The sequence below is a fragment of the Ligilactobacillus aviarius subsp. aviarius DSM 20655 genome (genome assembly GCF_001436315.1).
Classification (GTDB): Bacteria; Bacillota; Bacilli; order Lactobacillales; family Lactobacillaceae; genus Ligilactobacillus; species Ligilactobacillus aviarius.
Window position 1 is genome coordinate 58,187 of the sequence record NZ_AYZA01000019.1, and the last position, 21,747, is coordinate 79,933.

At 40.7% G+C, this 21,747-nt stretch carries 25 protein-coding genes; 20 read left to right on the forward strand and 5 right to left on the reverse strand.

Annotation, left to right across the window (positions count from 1 at the left end; translation table 11 throughout):
• Positions 1 to 92 precede the first annotated feature (92 nt).
• From FC33_RS04065 to FC33_RS04095, 6 genes are all read left to right on the forward strand, one after another.
• Positions 93 to 590 (forward strand): DUF4947 domain-containing protein, encoded by a 498-nt coding sequence (locus tag FC33_RS04065; RefSeq protein ID WP_057827345.1) that lies wholly within the window; start codon positions 93 to 95, stop codon positions 588 to 590.
• A 12-nt stretch (positions 591 to 602) separates the two neighbouring features.
• Positions 603 to 1,199, forward strand: a complete 597-nt coding sequence (locus tag FC33_RS04070) for a hypothetical protein (protein WP_057827346.1) — start codon at positions 603 to 605, stop codon at positions 1,197 to 1,199.
• Positions 1,192 to 2,160, forward strand: coding sequence for a hypothetical protein (locus FC33_RS04075; protein WP_057827347.1), 969 nt, complete (start codon positions 1,192 to 1,194; stop codon positions 2,158 to 2,160). Before FC33_RS04070 ends, FC33_RS04075 begins: the two co-directional genes overlap by 8 nt.
• A 65-nt stretch (positions 2,161 to 2,225) precedes the next feature.
• Complete coding sequence (locus FC33_RS04080; RefSeq protein ID WP_057827348.1) at positions 2,226 to 2,837, forward strand: DUF443 family protein; 612 nt, start codon at positions 2,226 to 2,228, stop codon at positions 2,835 to 2,837.
• 224 nt (positions 2,838 to 3,061) lie between these two features.
• Positions 3,062 to 3,484, forward strand: coding sequence for a hypothetical protein (locus FC33_RS04090; RefSeq protein ID WP_146993439.1), 423 nt, complete (start codon positions 3,062 to 3,064; stop codon positions 3,482 to 3,484).
• Between the two features lie 36 nt (positions 3,485 to 3,520).
• On the forward strand, positions 3,521 to 4,126 hold the full coding sequence (locus FC33_RS04095) for a DUF443 family protein (protein WP_162257618.1): 606 nt from the start codon (positions 3,521 to 3,523) through the stop codon (positions 4,124 to 4,126).
• 28 nt (positions 4,127 to 4,154) lie between these two features.
• Here the strand turns inward: FC33_RS04095 and FC33_RS04100 are convergent, their stop codons facing one another.
• Together FC33_RS04100 and FC33_RS04105 are read right to left on the reverse strand one after the other, a co-directional pair.
• Complete coding sequence (locus FC33_RS04100) at positions 4,155 to 4,754, reverse strand: hypothetical protein (protein WP_057827352.1); 600 nt, start codon at positions 4,752 to 4,754, stop codon at positions 4,155 to 4,157.
• Positions 4,755 to 4,772: 18 nt separating this feature from the next.
• Complete coding sequence (locus FC33_RS04105; RefSeq protein WP_057827353.1) at positions 4,773 to 5,117, reverse strand: hypothetical protein; 345 nt, start codon at positions 5,115 to 5,117, stop codon at positions 4,773 to 4,775.
• Positions 5,118 to 5,360: 243 nt separating this feature from the next.
• On the opposite strand from FC33_RS04105, the gene FC33_RS04110 reads away from it, so the two are divergent.
• From FC33_RS04110 to greA, 9 genes are all read left to right on the forward strand, one after another.
• Positions 5,361 to 5,549, forward strand: a complete 189-nt coding sequence (locus FC33_RS04110; protein ID WP_057827354.1) for a hypothetical protein — start codon at positions 5,361 to 5,363, stop codon at positions 5,547 to 5,549.
• Positions 5,550 to 5,712: 163 nt separating this feature from the next.
• Positions 5,713 to 6,483, forward strand: a complete 771-nt coding sequence (locus FC33_RS04115) for a TrmH family RNA methyltransferase (protein ID WP_057827355.1) — start codon at positions 5,713 to 5,715, stop codon at positions 6,481 to 6,483.
• A gap of 114 nt (positions 6,484 to 6,597) precedes the next feature.
• Positions 6,598 to 7,086 carry an HD domain-containing protein gene (locus FC33_RS04120; protein WP_057827356.1) on the forward strand — a complete coding sequence of 163 codons (489 nt, stop codon included), beginning with the start codon at positions 6,598 to 6,600 and terminating at the stop codon, positions 7,084 to 7,086.
• Positions 7,087 to 7,226: 140 nt separating this feature from the next.
• Complete coding sequence (locus tag FC33_RS04125) at positions 7,227 to 7,568, forward strand: winged helix-turn-helix transcriptional regulator (RefSeq protein ID WP_057827357.1); 342 nt, start codon at positions 7,227 to 7,229, stop codon at positions 7,566 to 7,568.
• Positions 7,569 to 7,895: 327 nt separating this feature from the next.
• The gene (gene pheS, locus FC33_RS04130; RefSeq protein WP_057827358.1) at positions 7,896 to 8,942 is read left to right on the forward strand and encodes a phenylalanine--tRNA ligase subunit alpha; all 1,047 of its coding nucleotides are present in this window, start codon (positions 7,896 to 7,898) and stop codon (positions 8,940 to 8,942) included.
• A gap of 14 nt (positions 8,943 to 8,956) precedes the next feature.
• On the forward strand, positions 8,957 to 11,377 hold the full coding sequence (gene pheT / locus FC33_RS04135; protein WP_057827359.1) for a phenylalanine--tRNA ligase subunit beta: 2,421 nt from the start codon (positions 8,957 to 8,959) through the stop codon (positions 11,375 to 11,377).
• 202 nt (positions 11,378 to 11,579) lie between these two features.
• Complete coding sequence (mltG, locus tag FC33_RS04140; protein WP_057827540.1) at positions 11,580 to 12,647, forward strand: endolytic transglycosylase MltG; 1,068 nt, start codon at positions 11,580 to 11,582, stop codon at positions 12,645 to 12,647.
• Positions 12,648 to 12,665: 18 nt separating this feature from the next.
• On the forward strand, positions 12,666 to 13,322 hold the full coding sequence (udk, locus tag FC33_RS04145; RefSeq protein ID WP_057827541.1) for a uridine kinase: 657 nt from the start codon (positions 12,666 to 12,668) through the stop codon (positions 13,320 to 13,322).
• Between the two features lie 14 nt (positions 13,323 to 13,336).
• Positions 13,337 to 13,810 carry a transcription elongation factor GreA gene (gene greA / locus FC33_RS04150; RefSeq protein ID WP_057827360.1) on the forward strand — a complete coding sequence of 158 codons (474 nt, stop codon included), beginning with the start codon at positions 13,337 to 13,339 and terminating at the stop codon, positions 13,808 to 13,810.
• A 279-nt stretch (positions 13,811 to 14,089) separates the two neighbouring features.
• Here greA and apf read toward each other — a convergent pair whose 3' ends face one another.
• Positions 14,090 to 15,199 carry an aggregation-promoting factor gene (gene apf, locus FC33_RS04155; protein WP_057827361.1) on the reverse strand — a complete coding sequence of 370 codons (1,110 nt, stop codon included), beginning with the start codon at positions 15,197 to 15,199 and terminating at the stop codon, positions 14,090 to 14,092.
• A gap of 218 nt (positions 15,200 to 15,417) precedes the next feature.
• On the opposite strand from apf, the gene FC33_RS04160 reads away from it, so the two are divergent.
• Positions 15,418 to 15,900 (forward strand): DUF6568 family protein, encoded by a 483-nt coding sequence (locus tag FC33_RS04160; RefSeq protein WP_057827362.1) that lies wholly within the window; start codon positions 15,418 to 15,420, stop codon positions 15,898 to 15,900.
• Positions 15,901 to 15,945: 45 nt separating this feature from the next.
• Here the strand turns inward: FC33_RS04160 and FC33_RS04165 are convergent, their stop codons facing one another.
• Both FC33_RS04165 and FC33_RS04170 read right to left on the reverse strand, forming a co-directional pair.
• The gene (locus FC33_RS04165; RefSeq protein ID WP_057827363.1) at positions 15,946 to 16,296 is read right to left on the reverse strand and encodes a hypothetical protein; all 351 of its coding nucleotides are present in this window, start codon (positions 16,294 to 16,296) and stop codon (positions 15,946 to 15,948) included.
• Between the two features lie 116 nt (positions 16,297 to 16,412).
• Positions 16,413 to 17,372, reverse strand: coding sequence for a nucleoside hydrolase (locus FC33_RS04170; RefSeq protein WP_057827364.1), 960 nt, complete (start codon positions 17,370 to 17,372; stop codon positions 16,413 to 16,415).
• Between the two features lie 306 nt (positions 17,373 to 17,678).
• Here FC33_RS04170 and FC33_RS04175 point away from each other — a divergent pair, with 306 nt between their 5' ends.
• The 4 genes from FC33_RS04175 to FC33_RS04190 are packed head-to-tail and all read left to right on the forward strand — an operon-like array spanning position 17,679 to position 21,721.
• Positions 17,679 to 18,755 (forward strand): ABC transporter ATP-binding protein, encoded by a 1,077-nt coding sequence (locus tag FC33_RS04175; protein WP_146993472.1) that lies wholly within the window; start codon positions 17,679 to 17,681, stop codon positions 18,753 to 18,755.
• A gap of 2 nt (positions 18,756 to 18,757) precedes the next feature.
• On the forward strand, positions 18,758 to 19,636 hold the full coding sequence (locus tag FC33_RS04180) for a carbohydrate ABC transporter permease (RefSeq protein ID WP_057827366.1): 879 nt from the start codon (positions 18,758 to 18,760) through the stop codon (positions 19,634 to 19,636).
• Positions 19,633 to 20,451, forward strand: a complete 819-nt coding sequence (locus FC33_RS04185; protein ID WP_057827367.1) for a carbohydrate ABC transporter permease — start codon at positions 19,633 to 19,635, stop codon at positions 20,449 to 20,451. The genes FC33_RS04180 and FC33_RS04185 overlap by 4 nt, the downstream gene beginning before the upstream one ends.
• On the forward strand, positions 20,435 to 21,721 hold the full coding sequence (locus tag FC33_RS04190) for an MBL fold metallo-hydrolase (protein ID WP_057827368.1): 1,287 nt from the start codon (positions 20,435 to 20,437) through the stop codon (positions 21,719 to 21,721). Before FC33_RS04185 ends, FC33_RS04190 begins: the two co-directional genes overlap by 17 nt.
• The last annotated feature ends 26 nt before the right edge of the window (positions 21,722 to 21,747 follow it).

Consider the following 21,747-nt stretch of genomic DNA (forward strand, 5'->3'; position numbering starts at 1 on the left):
TTTATGATTTTCTTTTAAAATCCAAAGATTAATTTACAAAATACTTTGAAATTGATAAAATTTACTTATTTGATTTAAAGGAGTTAGTGTAAATGAAAAGGAAGTTTTTAGGATTAATGGCATTTTTAATGCTTTTCTTGTCAGGAAGTTCGGTCATGGCGGCCGGTCCGCAGCATAAAATGACGGACTTGAAGGACAAGGTTGAACGCAAGAAGACGAAGCCGGGAGACGTTGACGCCACGGTTCCAGACTGGTCGAAGTATAACCGGGCCGATGTTATCCGGATGTATGGTCAACCGGAACGCGATGAAAAGAACGGGCAAATTGTTTATAATTCATTGCTTAATCATGAGTTTGCCTTAAATGAAATTCTTGCGCATGATGGCAAAATCACCACGAACGAAGGATGGGCTTTTGGCGACCAAATTGCTGACTGTTCAATGGGTGAAGACTTTGGCAACGATAAAGGTCAAGGCGCCCACGTTGAAGAATTAAGTTATGATCACGACCGGTTCAACGTTTACCTTGATACGCAAAAGGACCAAGTCTTTTACGCTACACCTGACAAAGATTTTGTAACATTCAGATAGGGGGATCACATCGTGAAAAGGATTCAAAAAATTGGATTAAGTTGTTTAACACTTCTTTTGGGCGTTGGCTTGATTTCTGGTCAAGTCAGCGCTGATCAATACCGTACATATCAGGTCGGAAAAGATTTAAATCCCGGAAAGTATACCGTCACTTCCAAGAACGGAACGGGTGATCTTTACAATTCAACTTACGACTTTGACTTTGTTCTTACAAACGGCAAACGCAAGGTCAATGGCATTCATAAGTCAGAACACTTAAATGTTCAGGCAGAACAACAGATCATCGTGAATGACTTTGATGCCAACTTCCAACCGGACAATTCACCGAAAATTACCCAACAGGGAAAAGTTACCTATGGTGAATACCGGGTCGGCAACGATGCCGGGGCCGATATTCAACCGGGAATGTATGTTATCAAACCCGGAAAGTGTGCCGGCGAATATGCAGTCAACAGCTCATTCATTGGCCGGGGTGCCGTTAATCTTTCAGGTTTGAAGAAGCTTCAAAGTGATGAACACCGGCAACATCGCGTCCAACTCAAAGACGGCGACCATTTGTATGTTGACCTTCAGGATGCTACGTTGACGCGGATTGGTAACAATGATTAACGAAAAGCATGAACGCGGAGTTTTTAAAGGCCGCTCACCGCTGTTTAAGAATTTATTTGTTTGGTTAGCAGTTGGATATATTTTGACCGGATTGGTTGGTTCAACGTGGTGTGCCCGTGATGTTTTGACCGGTGCGGGTCCTTGGATATTGATTTTTACTATGGGAACAGTATGTGTAATTTTTATTGTTCCAGAGATTTTAATGGGAATTGCGTTAAAAAATAAGAACAAAGAAGTTATAGTTGCTTCCGTAGTTGTTAATATTATTTATTTACTTATTTTCGGCGGATTATTAAAACGTCCACTTGTTTATGTCGATGAAGCTGGAGTAGAGTACCACTACGCTTTCAATTGGCGCTTTATCGCATTAAGCGCATTAAGCTGCCTGATTATTAGTATTGCGCTTGGGATTGCCCTGTTGATTTTGATCAACCACGCAAAATGGTCTTTGAGAAAGAATAAAATTGTGTTATTGATAACAGCAATCGTGAGTTGTGGACTGATTGGCGGGGTTGGAGTGCTGACCCTTGTTCAACGGCATTCAACGTTAGTAATGATGAAAACCCAGTACGTCAAAAATTGTGAAGCAACTGAAGACAAGCAATTATCAGATTTAAGTTCCGATGTGGTCGGAATTAAAACGGCAAAGTTTGCGGTCGTTCCAACTTCCAAAATCACATTGGCTTCAACGGACGTATGCGGAACGGATTCTGATCTTCAAGATAATGTGGCTTTAATTGAAGTTAACGGGAAACCAATTTCGAATCATGATTACAATTATTTGATTGGTCAAGAAGATGAAAATGAACCATTCAGCAAACGGCAAGCCTTGGCTGCGAAGTACGGGTTAACGATGCGGAAACATGGCAAACCAGCGCGGCAATCATTGAAGCAGGTCAAAAAGACAGAAGTTAATTGGACGGAAAAGCAGATTGATAAGTATAACGATATTGGAAATTAACAAATAAAAAACTTTTAGTGTGCTTTTCGAAAAAGGATTATTGAAATAAGATTGGATGAAAATATATGAAAGCCATCGAAGCGGACGGTGAACCGTTAAAGAATAATCAATTTATTGAATTAAGAACTGAAGATCATCAAGTCCTTTTGCTAGATGTTGGTCAAAATTTAAAATTTATTTTATTTCCTTTTTTACTTTGGATTTTACCTTTGAAGGCCTATAAGGTTAATGACAAAGCTAACCTAGAAAAAGCTCATGATTATCTTTGGTTAGCAGCAATCATTGGCGGATTAATGACAGATCATTCATCAATGGTTGATAAATTAATTTCAGAATTTTCGATTAAAATTAATTTATTTTGGAGCATTGTTTTAGTGGTCATTATTACGATTATAGTGCGTTTTTGTTTAATAAAACATCCATCCCCAAAAACGGGACAGGAAGTTTATATTAAGCTGCGTCCTTTTTATGTTACTAATGTTGGACGAATATTTGCAGTCTTTATCGGTGATTGTTTTTTGATATTTATGGCAATTGGACTTCTCACTTATAGTCCAGGAAATATTTTTTATGAAAGTTATGGAATTATTACAATTTATTCTTTAATGACGATTAATAGTCAATTTGGAGATGGATGTTTTTATATTTATTTTATAAAGAAGAATTCAACTAACTAAATAGGAAAGTATAAAAGCAGGGTAAGTAAAATGAGAAGCATAATCGGCGAAATATGGCGGATTCCTCATAGAGGAGTAATTATCAACGGCGATGATGGGAAAGATTACGTATTGTTGTGTGATCAAAAAATTCGCTATATCTTCTTTCCATTTCTTTTATGGGTATGTCCGCTAGAGTTTATCGAAGTCAAGAAAGATAGTATTCGGCAAGCACGAGATAATAGTTGGGTAATGTCGATAGCGCCTGCAATTGCACTAACTATTGGACCGATCGGGGGGCAAAACTATCAGATCAAATTTTGATAAATATTCCTATCCCAACGTCGTACTACTGGATGATGGTGTTAGGTATTGGTCTTCTATTACGAATTATTTTTAGAAACAATAAGCGTCCCGATAGTAAAAATATTATAGCTATTTATCATGCCAAGTTAAAACCATTAAAGAGATATTATGTGATAAAAGCACTGGTTGTATGGATAATGGCAATTATCGTTATTTTTTTAATAACACTTATGAGTTCAGCCTCTTTTGCACGAGGAGAAATAATAATGTTAGTGGCTATCACATATACAATTTATGCATTTTTATTATTCAATTATCCATTTATTGATGTAGCCAAAGCTAAAATTACTTTTTTAGATTAAGAAAGGAGGAAATTAACATCTATGTTCAAAAAGTACATGAATGTTGAAATGGTAATTGAACCAGGGACTCATTGTTCATGGGTGAATGCTGAAAATGGAAAGCTTTATGCCATCGACGCAGATCAAAATTTGTTGTTTTCGATCTTTCCAATTTTATTTTGGATACTTCCGGTAAAAATTTATGAAGTAGATTATGGTGAAGGTGGACCTTCTCAATCAGCTAATTCGAAAATTCCAGGAGTTGCTGGTATCGGTTATGCGCTTGGAACGTGTTTATTTTATCTTATTAAAAAATTTGATATTTTTAATTTTAATGTTTCTCCTATACTATCAATTATTCTGGCAATTATCGGTGGAATTCTTGTGCATCTCGTTGTTGATAAAAAGAAAGTAAATTTTGTGATCAGAAAGACTTTTTGGTGTCGATATTTTCCAATCGATATTCTTGCGATTAGAAATCTGATGGCATATTTCGCACTGCTTTTTTTAGCTTATATGACGATGTGGGAACTGGCATATGACCCTAGTAATATAATATTGTTTTTGATAGGTATTTTTGTTGTTTGGCTCTCATTTTTAGGAGAAAATGCGTTCATAAAAGGAAAAATGAAATTGAGAATTATATCTGAAATAACGAAGTAACCCCTCGCCATTACAGCGAAGGGTTATTTTAGTGTTGATATCCTAATAAATTTAAATGTTTCCGAAATTCGTATGCCTCCACACTGCGCGAATACGGGGTAACGATCTTTTTACCGTCATCGGCGAAGAAACGGTACTTGCCTTTTCCGGGATTTTCAATGCACTTGCCAACGTAAACTTGATTTTGATACTTGAAAGTCAATGTTGGCGGATAGAAGGTGCAAACTCTGGCCGTTGAATAGCTTTGGTAAACGACCGGTTTGATTGCCAGCCGCCGTTCCCAGTAAGCAAGGTCGCCACTGAAAGTGCGCGCCCGGTCATAGTACACCACGTTGATGGCGGCTTGTGCGCCGGTGAAGACCCGGAAAACGATCAGTTCATAATTCGATTTATAGATTCCAGGAATTTCGGTAAAGTAGTTCAACCGGACATTGAAGTCGATGGCATCCAGGTCGGCAACATCTTTAAGCTGCTCTTTGATTTCCTGCGGTGGCCGGACATTAAAAACGATACACCGCCCGTGATGATCTGAAAGAAAAGTCGTTTTGTTTAAATCAATAAATGCGGTCAAATCAACCGGAATTTCATTGATTGTTAATGTTAAAATGTCGCTGTGAATTGCTGCCATGACTGTGCCTCGAAATTATTAGTTATTAAAATACAGGCAAAGAAGTTTGATGAATTTAACCTGCAAGGCGTTAAACAAAACTTCAACGCTGTAATTATTGATGTAGTGAATAAGATTACCATCTTCATCAAAATCAAGGTTCAGGTGTGAATGATCGGCTGCGGGTTGTTGAATCAATTTGATCAGGTAAACCAGTTCTTCGCTTGAAAAGAGCTGGTTGTCGTGAATAAAAATCCCATGGGTATTCATCGTTAAATCCTTGATTTTTAAATTGATTGCGTCCCGATAATACTCAGCGTTGATCAACATCCAAATTGCGTTTTGCTGATTTGGTGAAAATGGAATTAAACTGTCTTGAATCATTTGCATACTCCTTAATTATAACGTGGAGACTTCAAAAGGGGTTCGCTGAAGCCTCTCAATCACTAAAATTGTACTGACAATGCCAAAAGAAATCAATGTTTGATTGGTATTAGCTGAACTTATCGGAAAAGATTGATAAGTAAAATTTACGTTATCTTTCAACTTATTTATAACAAGCACTTATCACTGAATGAATTCAGATAAAATGATATAATGTTTATTGAAATGAAGAGGGTGAAAAACATGCGTGAATTGTTACAAAAAGATTTTTGCTGGGTTGTCGGGGTTTTTTGTATCGGATTAAGTTTATTTTCATGTCTTTTCCCATTTATCGGCAAAGTTCCCGGTGTTTCATTTGCCCAACACGGATTAGTTGTCGTCGGTGTGATTTTGATGCTGGCGGGTATGGTTAGATATCGAAAGAAAGATTAAATGAAGAAAATGTGTTTCAAAACATTCATTTTGATGGTTTAGAACCCGTTAATCATGAGGTTGAGAATTGTTCTCAGCCTCATTTGTTTTTAAAGATGAAATTCGCTAACTTGATATAGTATAATGAAAACGGAATTTTTACATCGAGGAGATCAAAACAAAATTGAAGATTATTACATCAGTTAACAATTCACAGGTTAAAGCATGGTCAAAGTTGAATACGAAGAAGGGCCGCTTGAAGCAGGGCAAGTATTTGCTTGATGGGTGGCATTTAGTTAAAGAAGCGATTCGGACCCACGAACCGATCGAAACAATCATGGTGCAACCAGATTTCAAGCATTTGCAAGAAATTGAAGTTCCAGAAGGCGCTGACTTGATTCAAATTACGGATAACGTGGTCAAGCATTTAAGCGACACGAAACATCCGCAAGGGGTCATGGCCGTGATCAAGATTCCGGAACAACAAGAAATCGCACCGGAAGACGTTACGGGCGCATGGCTTTTCATGGATAATGTTCAAGATCCCGGTAACATTGGCACGATGGTGCGGACGGCGGATGCAGCCGGCTTTAGCGGAATCGTCTTTGGTGACGGGACCGCTGACGTTTACAATCCGAAGATCGTGCGTTCAATGCAGGGCAGTCAATTCCATTTGAAGATGGTCACGGCCCCGCTTGAACCATGGATCAAAGCCTTTAAAGCGCAAAACAAACCGGTTTTCGGAACCGAATTAAATCCAGATGCGCGGCCGTATGATCAAGTCGGCAAGCATGCCGATTTTGCATTGATCATGGGGAATGAAGGTAACGGGATGAACAAGGATCTTTTGAAACAAACATCATTGAACCTTTACATTCCAATTATCGGGAAAGCCGAATCATTGAATGTCGCGGTTGCGGCCGGTGTTTTGATGTTCCAGCTTAAAGCAAATTAATCTTATTTAAGATTGTTAAGTTATTAATACAATTCGGTTATAACGTTTGCTTTTTGAAACCAAGCCCGTTAGCATATGGATTGTAAGAACTTAATGAAAAGATCGTGAGGCTCTATGAAAGAAAACGAATGGCGTAATGATGCGGAATACATGAGTTACGTTGGGAATTTATTAGTCAAGCCGGAAGTTCAAAAATTATCTGAATATGAACAGCATCATTTTTGCACGCGACTTGATCATGTGATCACGGTGTCATATGAATCATACAAGATCGCCAAAAAGATGAATCTCGATGCCCGGGCAGTTGCGCGGGCTGGATTATTGCATGACTTATTCTACTATGACTGGCGCGATACCAAGTTTAATCTTGGAACGCACGCCTGGATTCACCCACGAGTAGCCGTGCGCAATGCCGAAAAGATTACGACTTTAACTGCCAAAGAAAAAGATATTATTATCAAGCACATGTGGGGTGCAACGCTGATTCCTCCGAAATATCCGGAAGGGTTTATTGTGACGGCCGTTGATAAGATTTCAGCGGTTGACGAATACAGCCATCACCTTGTTGACAAGGTTGAACGGATGGTGCGGTCAGCATACTAATTTACTTTGCAAAAGTAAGGTTATAGTGTACAATAATCACAGTAAAAAGTGCGCCAAAGCACTTAATTGTGGTTGGAACTCAAAAACATTCAAGAGGCCATGATGAATATCATAGTCTCTTTTTGAAGGGCGGAAAGTAAATGGCAGACTGTAATGGTGAATTTAATCTATGTCCGAAATTTAGTAAGACCTTCAGCATTCTTGGCCGGAAATGGAACGGCTTAATTATCGAAGTATTGCTATGCGAAGGTCCGCAACGGTTTAAGGACATTGCAAGCAAAGTCAAAAAATGCAGCGACCGCGTTTTAGTTGAACGGTTGCGCGAACTTGAGAATGAAGGATTGATCAAGCACACGGCGACTGATTCAGCGCACAGTGTGTATGAATTAACGGACCGCGGAAGTGACCTGAAAGACGTGATGGATGCAATTCACACGTGGGCCGATAAATGGTATTCACTTGCGGATTGTCATCAAGATTAAACTTGACGAAATGCCGGTTTCACGGTAAACTGTCTAGTTAGAAAAGCGTAGACGGAAAATAGTAAGTCAATGGGTAAATTTCAGTGAGAACCAGAGAGTGTGAATGGTTTAATTTGTCCGTGACCGAATTCACTTCCTGAGTGGTTACTGGGAAATGACGAAGGTAGCCCGGTGTTAGGCCGTTATCTGACTTAGTGAGTGTTGCATGCTTATTTTAGAAAAGGAGATAAGCGGCAAAACAAGGGTGGTACCGCGAAGCCTCGTCCCTTTTTGAGGGATGGGGCTTTTCTTTTTACGCAAATTGTGGTTGAGAAAGGAATGAAACATATGAATTTACAAGATCGCCTTGAAGAATTACAAACTGAAGGGTTAGCAGCCATCAAAGCTGCCAATGATACCAAAGCGGTTAACGATATTCGGGTAAAGTATCTTGGAAAAAAGGGCCCAATTACGGAAGTTTTGCGCGGAATGCGTGATTTAGACAAGGAAGAACGACCAAAAGTCGGAGCTTTAGCTAACAAGGTGCGCGATGCATTGGCAAATGCGATTGCGGATCGGTTAAATGAACTTGAAATTGAAAAGACAGCAAAGAAGCTTGAAGCTGAAAAAATCGATGTTACGTTACCAGGAGTTCCGGTAAAGGCTGGTCAGCCGCATGTGCTTGTCCAAATCATCGATGAAATTGAAAAGTTATTCTTAGGCCTTGGATTCCAAATTATTGAAGGACCTGAAGTCGAAGAAGATCACTATAACTTTGAAATGTTGAATTTACCACCGGATCACCCAGCGCGTGATATGCAAGATACGTTCTACATTACAAAGAAGACGTTAATGCGGACTCAGACATCACCAGTTCAAGCCCGGACATTGGAAAAGCACGATTTTTCAAAGGGTCCATTAAAGATGATCTCACCTGGGAAAGTTTATCGGCGGGATACTGATGACGCAACGCACTCGCACCAATTCCACCAAGTTGAAGGATTAGTGGTTGATAAGAACATCACGATGGCCGACTTAAAGGGAACATTGGAATTAGTTGCGAAGACGATCTTTGGCGAAGACCGTGAAATTCGGTTACGTCCAAGTTACTTCCCATTCACTGAACCATCTGCCGAAGTGGACGTTTCATGCTTTAAGTGCGGCGGCAAAGGATGTGCCGTATGCAAGAACAGCGGCTGGATTGAAGTACTAGGCGCCGGCATGGTTCACCCGAACGTTTTGAAGATGGCTGGCGTGGATCCGGAAGTTTATGGCGGATTTGCCTTTGGATTAGGCCCAGATCGGTTTGCAATGTTGAAGTACGGCGTTGATGACATTCGGGAATTCTACTTGAATGACATGCGCTTCTTAAATCAATTCTCACAGAAAGGTTAGGAGGGTGTTAATCAATGAAAGTTTCAACCAAATGGCTTAATGAATACGTTAAAGTTGATGATTTAAAACCAGAAGAACTCGGCGAAAAAATTGAACGCACAGCCGTTGAAGTTGATGGCGTTTCTCGGCGCGCAGACGGTCAAAAGAAAATTGTTGTTGGTCACATCTTAGAATGTGTGCCGCATCCGAATTCAGACCACCTGCACATTTGCCAAGTCGATGTTGGCGATGAAGAACCATATCAAATCGTCTGCGGGGCACCAAATGTTGCTGCAGGTCAAAATGTAATCGTTGCGTTACCAAACTCATGGATCGCCGGCCACATTAAGATCAAGAAAAGCAAGATGCGTGGCGAACTTTCAATGGGAATGATTTGCGGGTTACAAGAAATCGGCTTCCCGGATGCAGTTGTTCCTAAGGAATTTGCTGATGGAATTTACGTTTTACCAGAAGATGCTGTTCCGGGCGAACCAGTTTGGGATTACCTTGGAATGGATGAAAGCATTATTGATGTTGACATCACGCCGAACCGCGGTGACATGTTAAGCATGCGCGGGGTTGCTCATGAAGTAGCAGCAATTTATGATCGTCAAGTTTCCCTTCCACACCCAACGGTTAAGGAAGACGTTTCTTCAAAGATCGAAGACTTATTAAGCCTTGAAGACGCTGATCAAGAATTAGTTGCGCCATACAAGTTACGGATGGTTAAGGACGTGACGATCAAGCCAAGTCCGATGTGGATGCAAAAACGGTTATGGAATGCCGGTATTCGGCCAATCAATAACGTGGTTGACGTTACAAACTACATTTTGATGGACTATGGTCAACCATTGCATGCTTTTGATTATGATAAATTTGATTCAAAGAAGTTAACGGTGCGCTTAGCTAATGAAGGTGAAAAATTGACGACCCTTGATGATGAAGAACGTGAATTAAAGGCAACGGACTTAGTAATTGCTGACGGTGACCGCGCAATTGCGCTTGCCGGTGTAATGGGCGGTGAAGATACCGAGGTTTCTGATAAGACGCAAACCGTTGTTTTGGAAGCTGCCGTTTTCAATTCATCAAAGATTCGGAAGACTGCGCGGCGTGAAAACTTGCATTCAGAAGCATCCCAACGATTTGAACGCGGAATCAACGTTGCAACGGTCCAAGAAGCATTGGATGCCGCTGCTCAAATGATCGCTGAATTTGGTGATGGCCAAGTGGTTAGCGGAACATTGGAAATCAACCACGTTGATCCTGAAAACGTGGATGTTGAAATCATGCCGGAACGGATCAACAAGGTCTTAGGAACTGATTTAACGGATGAAGCAATCGTCGGAATTTTTGAACAACTCGGATTTGGAGTTGCGAAGGATGAAACCGGCACATTAACGGTGAGCGTTCCGCCACGCCGCTGGGATATTGCGATCCAAGCCGATTTAATTGAAGAAGTTGCCCGGATCTACGGTTATGACAATATTCCAACAACATTGCCAACTATGCCGTTAACGGAAGGCCATTATACAAAAGCACAAAAGATTATCCGCGACGCCCGCGCAATTCTTGAAAGTGCAGGATTAAGCCAAGCAATTTCATACGGATTGACAACGGAACTAAAGGCCAAGCGCTTTATGCTTGATGAAGCCGAAATGACGCAATTAGACTTCCCAATGAGTTCAGACCATACAACATTGCGGATGAACTTGATCAGCGGCTTGTTAGATGACGTGGCATACAACCAAGCCCGGAAAGTCAATGACGTTGCTTTGTATGAACAAGGACGCGTCTTCTTGCGGGAAAAGGATGCTGAACGGCCAAATGATATCGAACACATTGCTGGGGCATTAACTGGATTATTCCATGAAGCAACATGGCACGATGCCAAGAAGCCAGTTGATTTCTACTTAACAAAGGGAATCGTTGAATACTTGATGAGCTCGCTTGGAATTACGGATGGCATTCGGTATGAAGCAACCGCTGAATACGAAGAAATGCATCCTGGCCGGACAGCCAAGATCTATGTCAATGACGAATTGATCGGCTTGATTGGGGAAGTTCACCCAAGTCTTGCTAAAGAATTGAAGATCAAACCAACTTATGTCTTTGAATTAGACTTGCAAAAACTGATCGACTTGCCAAAGAATGCCGAAACATACATCCCAGTTTCGAAGTATCCAGAAGTTACCCGGGATATTGCATTACTTGTTCCAAATGAAATTACGAATGACCAAATCGTTGAATCGATCAAGCAAAATGGCGGCCGCTTCTTAGCTGACATCAAGCTCTTTGATTTGTACCAAGGCGAGAAGATCGATGACGGCTTCAAGTCACTTGCTTATACCCTTGTATACCGCAACAGTGAAGGAACATTGAGCGATGATGAAATTAACCAAGCATTTGATAAGGTTGTTAAGAAACTTCAAGAAGAACTTGAAGTCACCGTTCGGTAATTGATTAAGGATAAGACTTTAGCTTGATTCAAGCAAAATCTTGAGGAGGAATATTTTGACTCAAAATAATCAACAACATCAACCAGAATCAAATTCGAAGGCGGAAAAGAAGCAACCATCAACGACGCCATCACGGGTTGAAACGGCAAAGACGAAGTCAACTTCCCACGTTGCCAAGGAAGCTCCAAGTTCAGCGAAACGAATTATTCACTGGACGATCGGCGTGCTGGTCGTTGTGATCCTCTTTTTCTGCTTCTTAGGTTACCGGTATGTTCAACGGTCGCTCAAACCGCTTGACCCAACTTCAAACGAATCGATCGAAGTTAAGGTTCCGATTGGAAGTACAGACAAACAAATTGGCGATATTTTACAAAAGAAAGGCGTTATCCGCAGCGGTTTCGTCTTCAATTACTATGTTAAGTCAAAACAACTGGCAGCATTCAAAGCCGGCTACTATGATTTTAAACCGTCAATGACTTTGGCCCAGATCGCAACGGAATTGCAAAAGGGCGGTTCAAGCACCCCAATCGGCTCAGGTAAAGTTTTGGTGCGCGAAGGGGTCATGGCTGATCAAATCGGCGACGTGATCCAAAAGAATACGAAGTTTGAAAAGCAAGACTTTTTGAATTTGCTGAATGATCAGCAATTCTTAAATGAATTAAAGAAAAAGTATCCTGATTTGCTTTCATCAGCGGTGGGAGCGAAGGATGTTAAATACCAACTTGAGGGTTACTTATACCCAGCAACGTATTCAGTTTCAAAAAATGAAACGTTGAAGCAATTAGTTGAACAAATGGTTGCCAAGGAAAATCAAGAAATGCAACCATACTATCAAAAGATCAAGGACGACCATATGTCAGTTCAGCAAGCGTTGACGCTGGCTTCCCTTGTTCAAGGTGAAGGAACAAACCAAGATAGTTTGGAAATGATTGCTGGGGTATTTGAAAACCGGCTGCAAAAGAATATGAAATTGCAAACTGATGTGTCAGTGTCATACGCATTAGGCAAACATCAACAAAACATTTCATATAATGATTTGAAGGTCAACTCACCATATAACCTGTATCAAAATAACGGCTTAGGACCAGGACCAGTCAATAATCCGCCAATCAATGCGGTCAAGGCGGTTCTTTATCCAAAAGACCGGGATAAGGGATACTTGTACTTTGTTGCCAATATGAAGACGGGTAAGATCTACTACACGAAGTCATATCAACAACATCAAGAAAATGTAAGTAAAGTTCAAAAAGCAAACGGATACGAAAAATAGGAAGTCGAGGAATTGGGAATGACAAACAACGAAAAGAAACATCGTCCGGTAATTATTGGGGTTACAGGGGGTTCAGGAAGCGGAAAGACGACCGTTTCAAATGCGATCCTTGAACAACTTCATGGCCACTCACTTGCAATGATCCAAGAAGATGCATACTACAAGAGTCAGGACGACGTTCCATTTGACGAACGGACCAAGGTCAACTATGACCACCCGAACTCATTGGATACAGACCTTTTGGTTGAACAACTGCATGATTTACTTGAATGGAAAGCAATCAATATTCCGGTTTACGATTATGCAAGCCACAACCGAAGCAAGGAAGTTATCCATCAAGAACCGAAAGAAGTTATTTTGGTTGAAGGAATTTTAGTATTAAACGATCCACGGCTTCGTGATTTAATGGATATCAAGATCTTCGTTGATACCGATGATGATATTCGAATCATTCGGCGGATCCAACGGGATATTGAAGAACGAGGACGTTCATTGCAATCAGTAATTGACCAGTATTTAGCAACGGTTAAACCAATGTATCACCAATTTATCGAACCAACGAAACGGTACGCTGACATTATCGTTCCTGAAGGTGGCGAAAACCAAGTTGCAATCGACTTGTTGGTAACAAAGATTCGTGATATTATTCAAAAGAACAATTTAAGTGCTGAATAAGAGGAGGACTTTAAATGGCTGAAGAAAAAACATTTCCAATGACATTGGAAGGTAAGAAAAAACTTGAAGAAGAACTTGAAGATTTAAAGACAAATAAACGGGCTGAAGTTATCAAACGGATCAAAATCGCCCGTTCATTCGGTGATTTATCTGAAAACTCAGAATATGAATCAGCTAAGGATGAACAATCATTTGTTGAAGGCCGGATCAAGGAAATTGACAACATGTTGAACCACGCTGAAATCATCGACAACGAAAACGTTGATGTTGATGAAGTTTCAGTTGGAAAGTCAGTAACATTCCAAGAAGAAGATGACGATCCAGAAACATATCAAATCGTTGGGGCTGCAGAAGCTGATCCATTGAACGGCAAGATTTCAAACGAATCACCAATTGCTAAAGGATTAGTTGGCCACAAGAAGGGTGAAAAGGTAACTGTTACAACTCCTGGTGGCGAAATGACAGTTACGATCATTGATGTAAAATAAGAAGGCGTGCCAAAACAGTAAAAACGAGCGTGGTGGAAGCAGAAAAACAAATGAATCGCGCCCCAGCATAGATTCAGAGGTTTTCGAATTAGCTTCGCGTCACCACTCAGCTCGTTTGTTTTGGAACCCGATTATGCGGATAACAAAGAGGTTGTGATTTGATCACAACCTTATTTTTTTATGAAGATTTAGTTGAAAGCAGGGGAGCCATTAAGCTATAAAAAAGAGACTGAACAAAATTTGTTCAGTCTCAAATTATTTATGTTGACTAATCTTATCTTAGTACCAACCACATTGTTCCCAGTGCTTTTGAGCGTTTACCCAGTTACCGTAACGACTTGCAACGTATTGGTTTGCAACCCGATCTTGGTTAGCTTGTGAGTAGTCGCCGTGTAAGTAACTTGCACTTAATTGGTAAGCACCGATGTATTGACCGTTGCGAGCACTGTAATTACCGCCTGATTCATGAGCAACGATCCATGCTTTTGCAGCAGCTTCTGAAGAATTGCTGTTGTTATTGTTGTTTGATTGTTGGTTGTTGTTATTAGCAGCTTGTTGTTGTGTGTTTTGTTGAGCAACTTGTTGCTTTTGTTGTTGCTGTTGAGCTTGTGCTTGTTGTGCGGCCCGTTGTTGAGCAGCCTTAGCCTTAGCATTTGCAGCAGCTTGAGCAGCGGCAGCTTCCTTAGCTTCTTGAGCCTTTTGAGCAGCGGCTTCTTCAGCTTGTTTTTGAGCAGCAGCTTGTTGTGCTTGTTGAGCAGCTTTTTCTTGTTGTTCTTTAGCGGCTTGAGCAGCAGCGGCTTGTTGTTGAGCTTCTTCTTGAGCTTTCTTAGCAGCAGCTTGTTCTTCAGCTTGCTTTTGGGCAGCGGCTTGAGCTTGTGCAGCTTGTTCTGCCTTTTCTTGTTGTTCCTTAGCAGCTTGAGCAGCGGCAGCTTCCTGTTGAGCTTTTTGAGCAGCAGCTTGTTGTGCGGCTTGTTCTTCAGCTTGCTTTTGAGCGGCAGCAGCTTGGGCAGCTAATTGTGCTTGTAATGCAGCTTGAGCTTGTGCAGCCTTTTGTTGAGCAGCTAATTGTGCTTGACGTTGTGCTGCTTGTTGTTGGGCAATTGCAGCTTGTTCTTGTTGAACTTGGGCTGCATTTGCTTGAGGTTGTTGAACTTGTTGTTCAGCGTTGTCATTTGTTGGGATGTTTAATTGTTCCCCAACTGTAATAAAGTTTACGTTTTGTAAATTGTTTGCTTTTTGAATTGCTTCAACTGTTGTGTTGAACTTTTGAGCAAGTTCTGAAACAGTGTCCCCTGCTTTAACTGATACTGTATCAGCATTAGCGGCTGTTCCTGCTGCAGCGATTCCTGAGAGGGCAGCAGCTGATACTAAAACTTTGTTTAACTTCATGTAGAAAATTCACTCCTAAAAGATTTTTAATCTATCTAATATCTATCCATATAGTTCAAATCTATTGAACCGTCGTCTAAAAGTATAACTGACTAACATAACAATAAGGTAGCAATAATGTTACTTTTTGATATTTTTTTGTAACATTTGTAACATTAAAGCATAAAATCTGATTAATAGGGTATAATGTTAAATAGAGTGATATGGAGGCGAATTTAATGGATAAGAAGAACAATTTGAAATTATTGCTTGGAATCTCTGGATTAACAGCGGTTGCCGCCATGGGTTGGGAACATTATCGCAATCATTATAATTTAGATAATCATTTGTCGTTTGCTGAAAAAAGCATTATCTTTTGGCAACGTAGGGTATATGACCAAAAGATCAAATTCTTTATTCGATTAAAGGCGCATAACTGGAATGAATTGTTACAGAATCGTGATCACTTCTTTGTATACATTGGAACGCGAAATAATCCGCAATGTTTAAGCTTTGCGCCGCGGCTGAGTTACGCTGCACAACAAGCAGGGAAAAATGTTTATTACTTAGATACAACAAAGGAAGCAACGAATCCGATTTTGCGTCATTTGCTTGAAGATTTACAGGTAAAAAATCCGCCGGCATTGTTATGTGTTGATCATGGACGGATCATTCGGTATGACTTTGACGAAAAGATTACAGATTTTATTAATGCTCATTAAAATTAAAACGGTTATGACAATTTTGCCATAACCGTCTTTGATTTATTACATTTTAAAAATAAACAGTCCGCTCAAGATCCCGCAAATAACTGCACCCATCAAAAATCCTAAGTCGATCCATGGATTTCCGACCAGATTAAAGAAGTTGCGCAGACAGACGATTCCTAAAATGATACATGAAATAAGAATTAATAAGTAAATAATTTTAAGCGGGGCGTAGATCACGGTAATGACTACGGCCGCCGCAAATAATAGCGTTCTTAAATTGTGATACCACACAATGTTACCGAAAAAAACATCGCGATACGACAAATTCCGATCTTTGGGCATCGACTCAAATTTAAACATTGTTAAAAGTAGCCAAAAAACGTATAAAGCTACACCAACATATTTCATGATGGTTCTCTCCTCATGATTAAAATGACTTGTTATTTCACTTATTCATATAACATCTATTTAAGAATACCATATAAAAACCGGCTTGCAAGTTCAGCAAGCCGGTAAGTTTTTGATTAATGTTCTTTAAAGAAGACGGAAAGTTTGGTCATAAACATGTCCAAGAACCGGGGAACATCGACGTTCACGGCAACTTGGGTGGTTGTTGCCGGTTCATTTAACCGTTTCTCATCGCCAATCGTTCGCCCAGCATAAGCACCTTCAGTATCAACTTTCATATTTAAGTAAATGGTTTGTAAAAGACTTGGATCAACTGCCGCAGCAACTGCTAATGGATCATGCAATCCGCAGCCGTGAAGGTGAGGACTGGTGATTTTGTATGCGTTGATGTAGTAGTCAACGATATCTGCGTATTTGGTAGCGGATGTTGTTCCGATTTCACGCCACTTTTGAGTTTCTTTTTTTGTAAGCAATGTCCGTAAAGTAACATCAAGGCCAACCATTGTTAATGGAAGTTTGCTGCGGAGAACTTGATCGGCAGCTGGCGGATCTTGGTTGATGTTAGCTTCGGTTACTGGGTTAACGTTTCCGGGAACGGTCAATGCGCCGCCCATTAACGTTACATGCCCGATCAAATCAATGATTTCAGGATCTTTTTCAATTGCGGCAGCAAGGTTCGTTAATGGACCGGTTGGAACGATCAACAATTGACCTTGATATTTGTGCGCAGCTTCGATGTAAAAATCGATTCCGTTTTGGCTTTCAATTTTCCGCTTAGCGGTTGGTAATTCAACGTTGCCCACACCGTTCATTCCGTGAATCGTTTGACTGATCGGCATGACTTCAAAGTGATCCGTATGTGAAGAATGGGTTGCGCCGATGAAAACTGGAACTTCAGGATGTCCGAGCATTTCCAATAAATTAAGCGTGTTTTGGGCAGCTTCTTCAGGAACGATGTTTCCAAAAGAAGCAACGACGCCGATTAAGTCACATTCGGGAGTGGCGAGGGCATATGCGAGTGCTAAGGCGTCATCAACGCCGGTGTCGAGATCTAAAATCATTTTGTACTTAGCCATGAAAAGTTCTCCTTTAGTATTTGATATTTGATTTTATTTTAGCAGAAGTGAAGCCTAATTGGAGAGACTTTTTTCTGGATTTTTTGGAGCGGACCAATTATTAAAATGGAAATCGGATTGTTCAGGAAAAGACGAATAATTTGTAAGAGGGTTATATTGCGTAAAATTTACTTAAAATGATGAATTTTTTACGAATTTTATATTGATTATTTTGGAATAATTGATACAATTTGTTGTAGTTAAATGATTAACAATCATCATATTTTGTGGATATTAGCGGATCCGCGTAAAGGAGAAAGTAACAGAATGATTGAAGTTTCAAACCTCAATAAGACATATGAGAACGGATATGAAGCATTGAAAAATGTTAATTTTTCAGTGGAAAAAGGTGAATTAGTTTGCTTATTAGGCCCAAGTGGTTGTGGTAAGTCAACATTGCTTAATATCATTTCAGGTTTGCTTGATGCAACCTCAGGTGATGTGAAATTTGAAGGAAAATCAGTTCTTGATGTTGCCCCAGAAAACCGGGACATTGGTTTTGTATTTCAAAATTATGCATTATTCCCGCATATGACAGCTGAAGAAAACGTAATGTTTCCATTAACTGTTGGTAAAAATAAAAAAGCGAAAGCCGAAGCACGTGAAATTGCACAAAAATATATGGAATTAACTCATATTACCGATATTGCGAAGAAGAAGCCGGGCCAGTTATCCGGTGGACAGCAACAACGGGTTGCAATTGCACGTGCTCTTGTTCAACAACCGAAAGTTCTTTTAATGGACGAACCGTTGAGTAACTTGGATGCACGGTTACGGCTTCAAATTCGGGAAGAAATTCGGGCATTGGTTAAGGAAGTTGGAATCACAACGATTTTCGTTACTCACGACCAGGAAGAAGCTCTTTCAATCGGTGATCGGATCATCTTACTTAACAATGGGGTCGTTCAACAAGCGGATAAGGGACAAAACCTTTACCTTGATCCAGCCAATCAATTTGTTGCCAACTTTATCGGTAATCCGGTAATTGACTTGTTTGATGTTCAATTCGATGGTAATCAATTCAATAATGAACATTTCAACTTGTTAGCTGAACGCTTAGCAGATGGTAAGTTGAAACAAAAGTTAGCTGCTGGTGATTATGTGATTGGAATCCGGCCGGAAAACTTGCAACCGTCAACGGCTGAAATGGCAGATTTCACAATTAAGGTTGATGATATTGAATTGATCGGCCGGGAACGGATCTTGAAGTTCTACTTTGGCGATAAGCAGTACCGGTCATTAGTTGATATCGAAGATCAAATCGGAGCGGGTGATGAAGTCAATTTACGGTTTGATATGAAGAAAGCATTTATCTTTAACAAGGATGGAGAGCGGGTATATTAAAAATGAAAAATAAACGGCGAAAAAATCAATGGAGCGCATGGTGGTTCCTTGGACCAGCTCTTTTAGGAATTATCCTTTTTAGTGTTTTCCCAATTTTACGGGCATTGGTAATGAGTTTTCAATCTGGTTCATTAATTTCAATGCACTGGACAGGGTTGAGCAACTATAAATATGTAATTCAAGATCCGTACTTTGCGAAGGCACTTCAAAATACCGCTTTGTATGCCTTTACGGTTGTTCCAATCGGAATGGTGATCTCAATTGCGATTGCATGGAACTTATTTAACCGGATCAAGCATTCGAAGTTCTTTGAAGCATTATTCTTCATGCCATACGTTACAAGTACGATTGCGATTGGAATCGTCTTCCGTTACATTTTCAACGGGCAGTACGGGTTATTGAACTATATTTTACGATTCTTCCATTTAGGAACCCCGAACTGGTTAGATAACCCTAGCATGAACATGATCACCGTGATCATCTTTGGGGTTTGGCTCAGCTTAGCGTTTAACATTGTTATTTTGATGTCAGCTTTACGGGGAATTGATCCGCAACACTACACGATTGCCAAGATGTACGGGGCAAGCGATTCGGAAATGTTCTTCCGGATCACCTTGCCGCAATTGATCCCAACCTTAGCATTCCTGTTGACTGTGAACTTGATCAGTGCGTTCAAAGTATATACATCAATTTATGCTTTGTTTAACGGGCAACCGGGAATCGCGGGCAGTGCGATGACGGCGGTTTACTACATCTTCAACAAGTTCCAGACAGTTGGAACTCCAGGGGTCGCAATGGCCGCAACCGTCTTACTGTTCTTGATAATTTTAGTTGTATCATTCCTTCAAAATAAGTTATTGAATAAGGTGGGTCGCAGATGAAAAAAGTTACCGGCGTAATTACGTGGATTTTTATCATTCTTCTAAGTATCATTACGGTTTTCCCGTTTATTTACATGGTCCTTGGCGGATTGATGTCCTATGCAGAAACAACAAGTATTCCACCAACGATCATTCCGCATCATTTACACTTTGAAAACTACGTGCAAGTCTTCCATCAGGCACCATTTTTGAAGTATTTCTGGAATACGTTGTTAACATCGTCAATTGATACCGTGTGTGTATTGATTACTTCATTGTTTGCTGCATTTGCATTAACAAGTTTAGATTTCAAAGGCAAAAAAGCCATTAAGATCTTGATGATCTCATTGTTGATGGTTCCTTCAGAAGCAATCATTTTCACAAACTACAATACGATTGCTAAGTGGGGCTTATTGAACACCTATGTTGGATTGTTCTTACCATTTACAACGAGTGTCTTCTATATCTACTACTTAAACAGTTACTTCCAAGGAATTCCGCGCAGCATTTACCAAGCAGCCAAGATCAGCGGGGCAAGCAACTGGCAATATGTATGGAAGATTTTAGTTCCAATGTCAAAGCCGGCATTAACGACGGTGGGGTTACTTTCATTCATCGCCGGCTGGAATTCATTCCTCTGGCCATTATTGGTAACGAATAATGATAATATGCGGCTGTTGAACAACGGGCTAGCCAACTTCGCATCTGATGGCGGGGCCCAAACGCAGTTGCAATTGGCAGCAGCCACATTAACCGTTATCCCGATTTTGATCATCTACTTCATCTTTAGAAAGCAAATTATTCAGGGGGTTACACGTGATGGTCTTAAAGGATAAGCAAACACGCGTAACTTACCATAAAGGGGTCGATACGATTGGCGGAACAAATATTGAAATTGCGTATGGGGATGCGCATATTTTCTTCGACTTGGGAACCGAGTATCGGCCAGAACTCGATTTGCCGGATGAATCTTATCAAACCCTGATTCAAAATCATTTGATTTCAGAATTGGATGATTTTTATGATGAACATTTGACGGGAGCACCGCGGTGGAAAGGAAAGTTTCAACACAGCGCGGCGTTTATCTCACATTTGCATTTAGATCATACTAAAATGGTAAATTTTGTTGATCAGCGCATTCCGGTTTACAGTACTCCGGCAACAATCAAGTTGTTGAAACGGCTAAACCGGGATGGTAATTTTCTGCTTCCGGCAGCTGGGCATCCGAAAGAATACCTACGGCCGTTGACCGAATTGCCGGTTCATCACAAAGTAAAGGTCGGCGAGATCGAGGTCGAATTTTATCCCGTTGATCATGATGCCGATGGTGCAGTTGCGTTCTTGATCCATACACCGGATGCATTTATCGTTTATACCGGTGATTTACGGTTACACGGATATCATCCGGAATGGACGCGGGCAATGATGAAGGCGGCTGTGGGATGCGATCTGCTGATCAGCGAAGGCGTGGGGGTCAGCTTCCCGCAAGATTTGGATAAGCCGCGCAAACCGTGGAGTGAACAGCTTTTGATTGAAAAGCTGGTTGATCTTGTTAAAAATGCCGCTGGACGGCCGACGACCTTTAACACCTATCCGGGGAATATCAGTCGGTTAGAAGCAATTTGTGATGCACAACCGCGGACAGTCGTTTTAACAGCTGACCGGGCATGGCTGCTTCAACAGATTACGGGACGGAAGGTCAACTATTATTACTCGCCGTCCGCCAAGCCACTTCCAGAACTTGATCCAAGTTTGGAAGTTGATTACCAAACCCTTTTGGCTGATAAGGGGACGTATTTGTGGCAGGTTGAAGATCATTTCGAAAATCTGCAACCAAATACCTTGTACATTCATAGTGATGCGGAACCGCTGGGCGACTTTGATCCGGCATATCAAAAGTTCCTTGATATGTTAGCGGCCCATCACGTTGAATTTGTTCGGCTCGCATGTTCGGGGCATGCAACGGCAGCCGAGCTGGATGAAATCGTTGCGGGCATCAAGCCGCAATTATTGACCCCCATTCATAGTTTTCATCCAGAAAATTTGAAAAACCCGTTTGGAAGTCGTGTTTTACCGCAAAATGGGCAAACGCTCGTTTTGCATTAAACAAAAAATTTTAAGGAGGAGAGCTT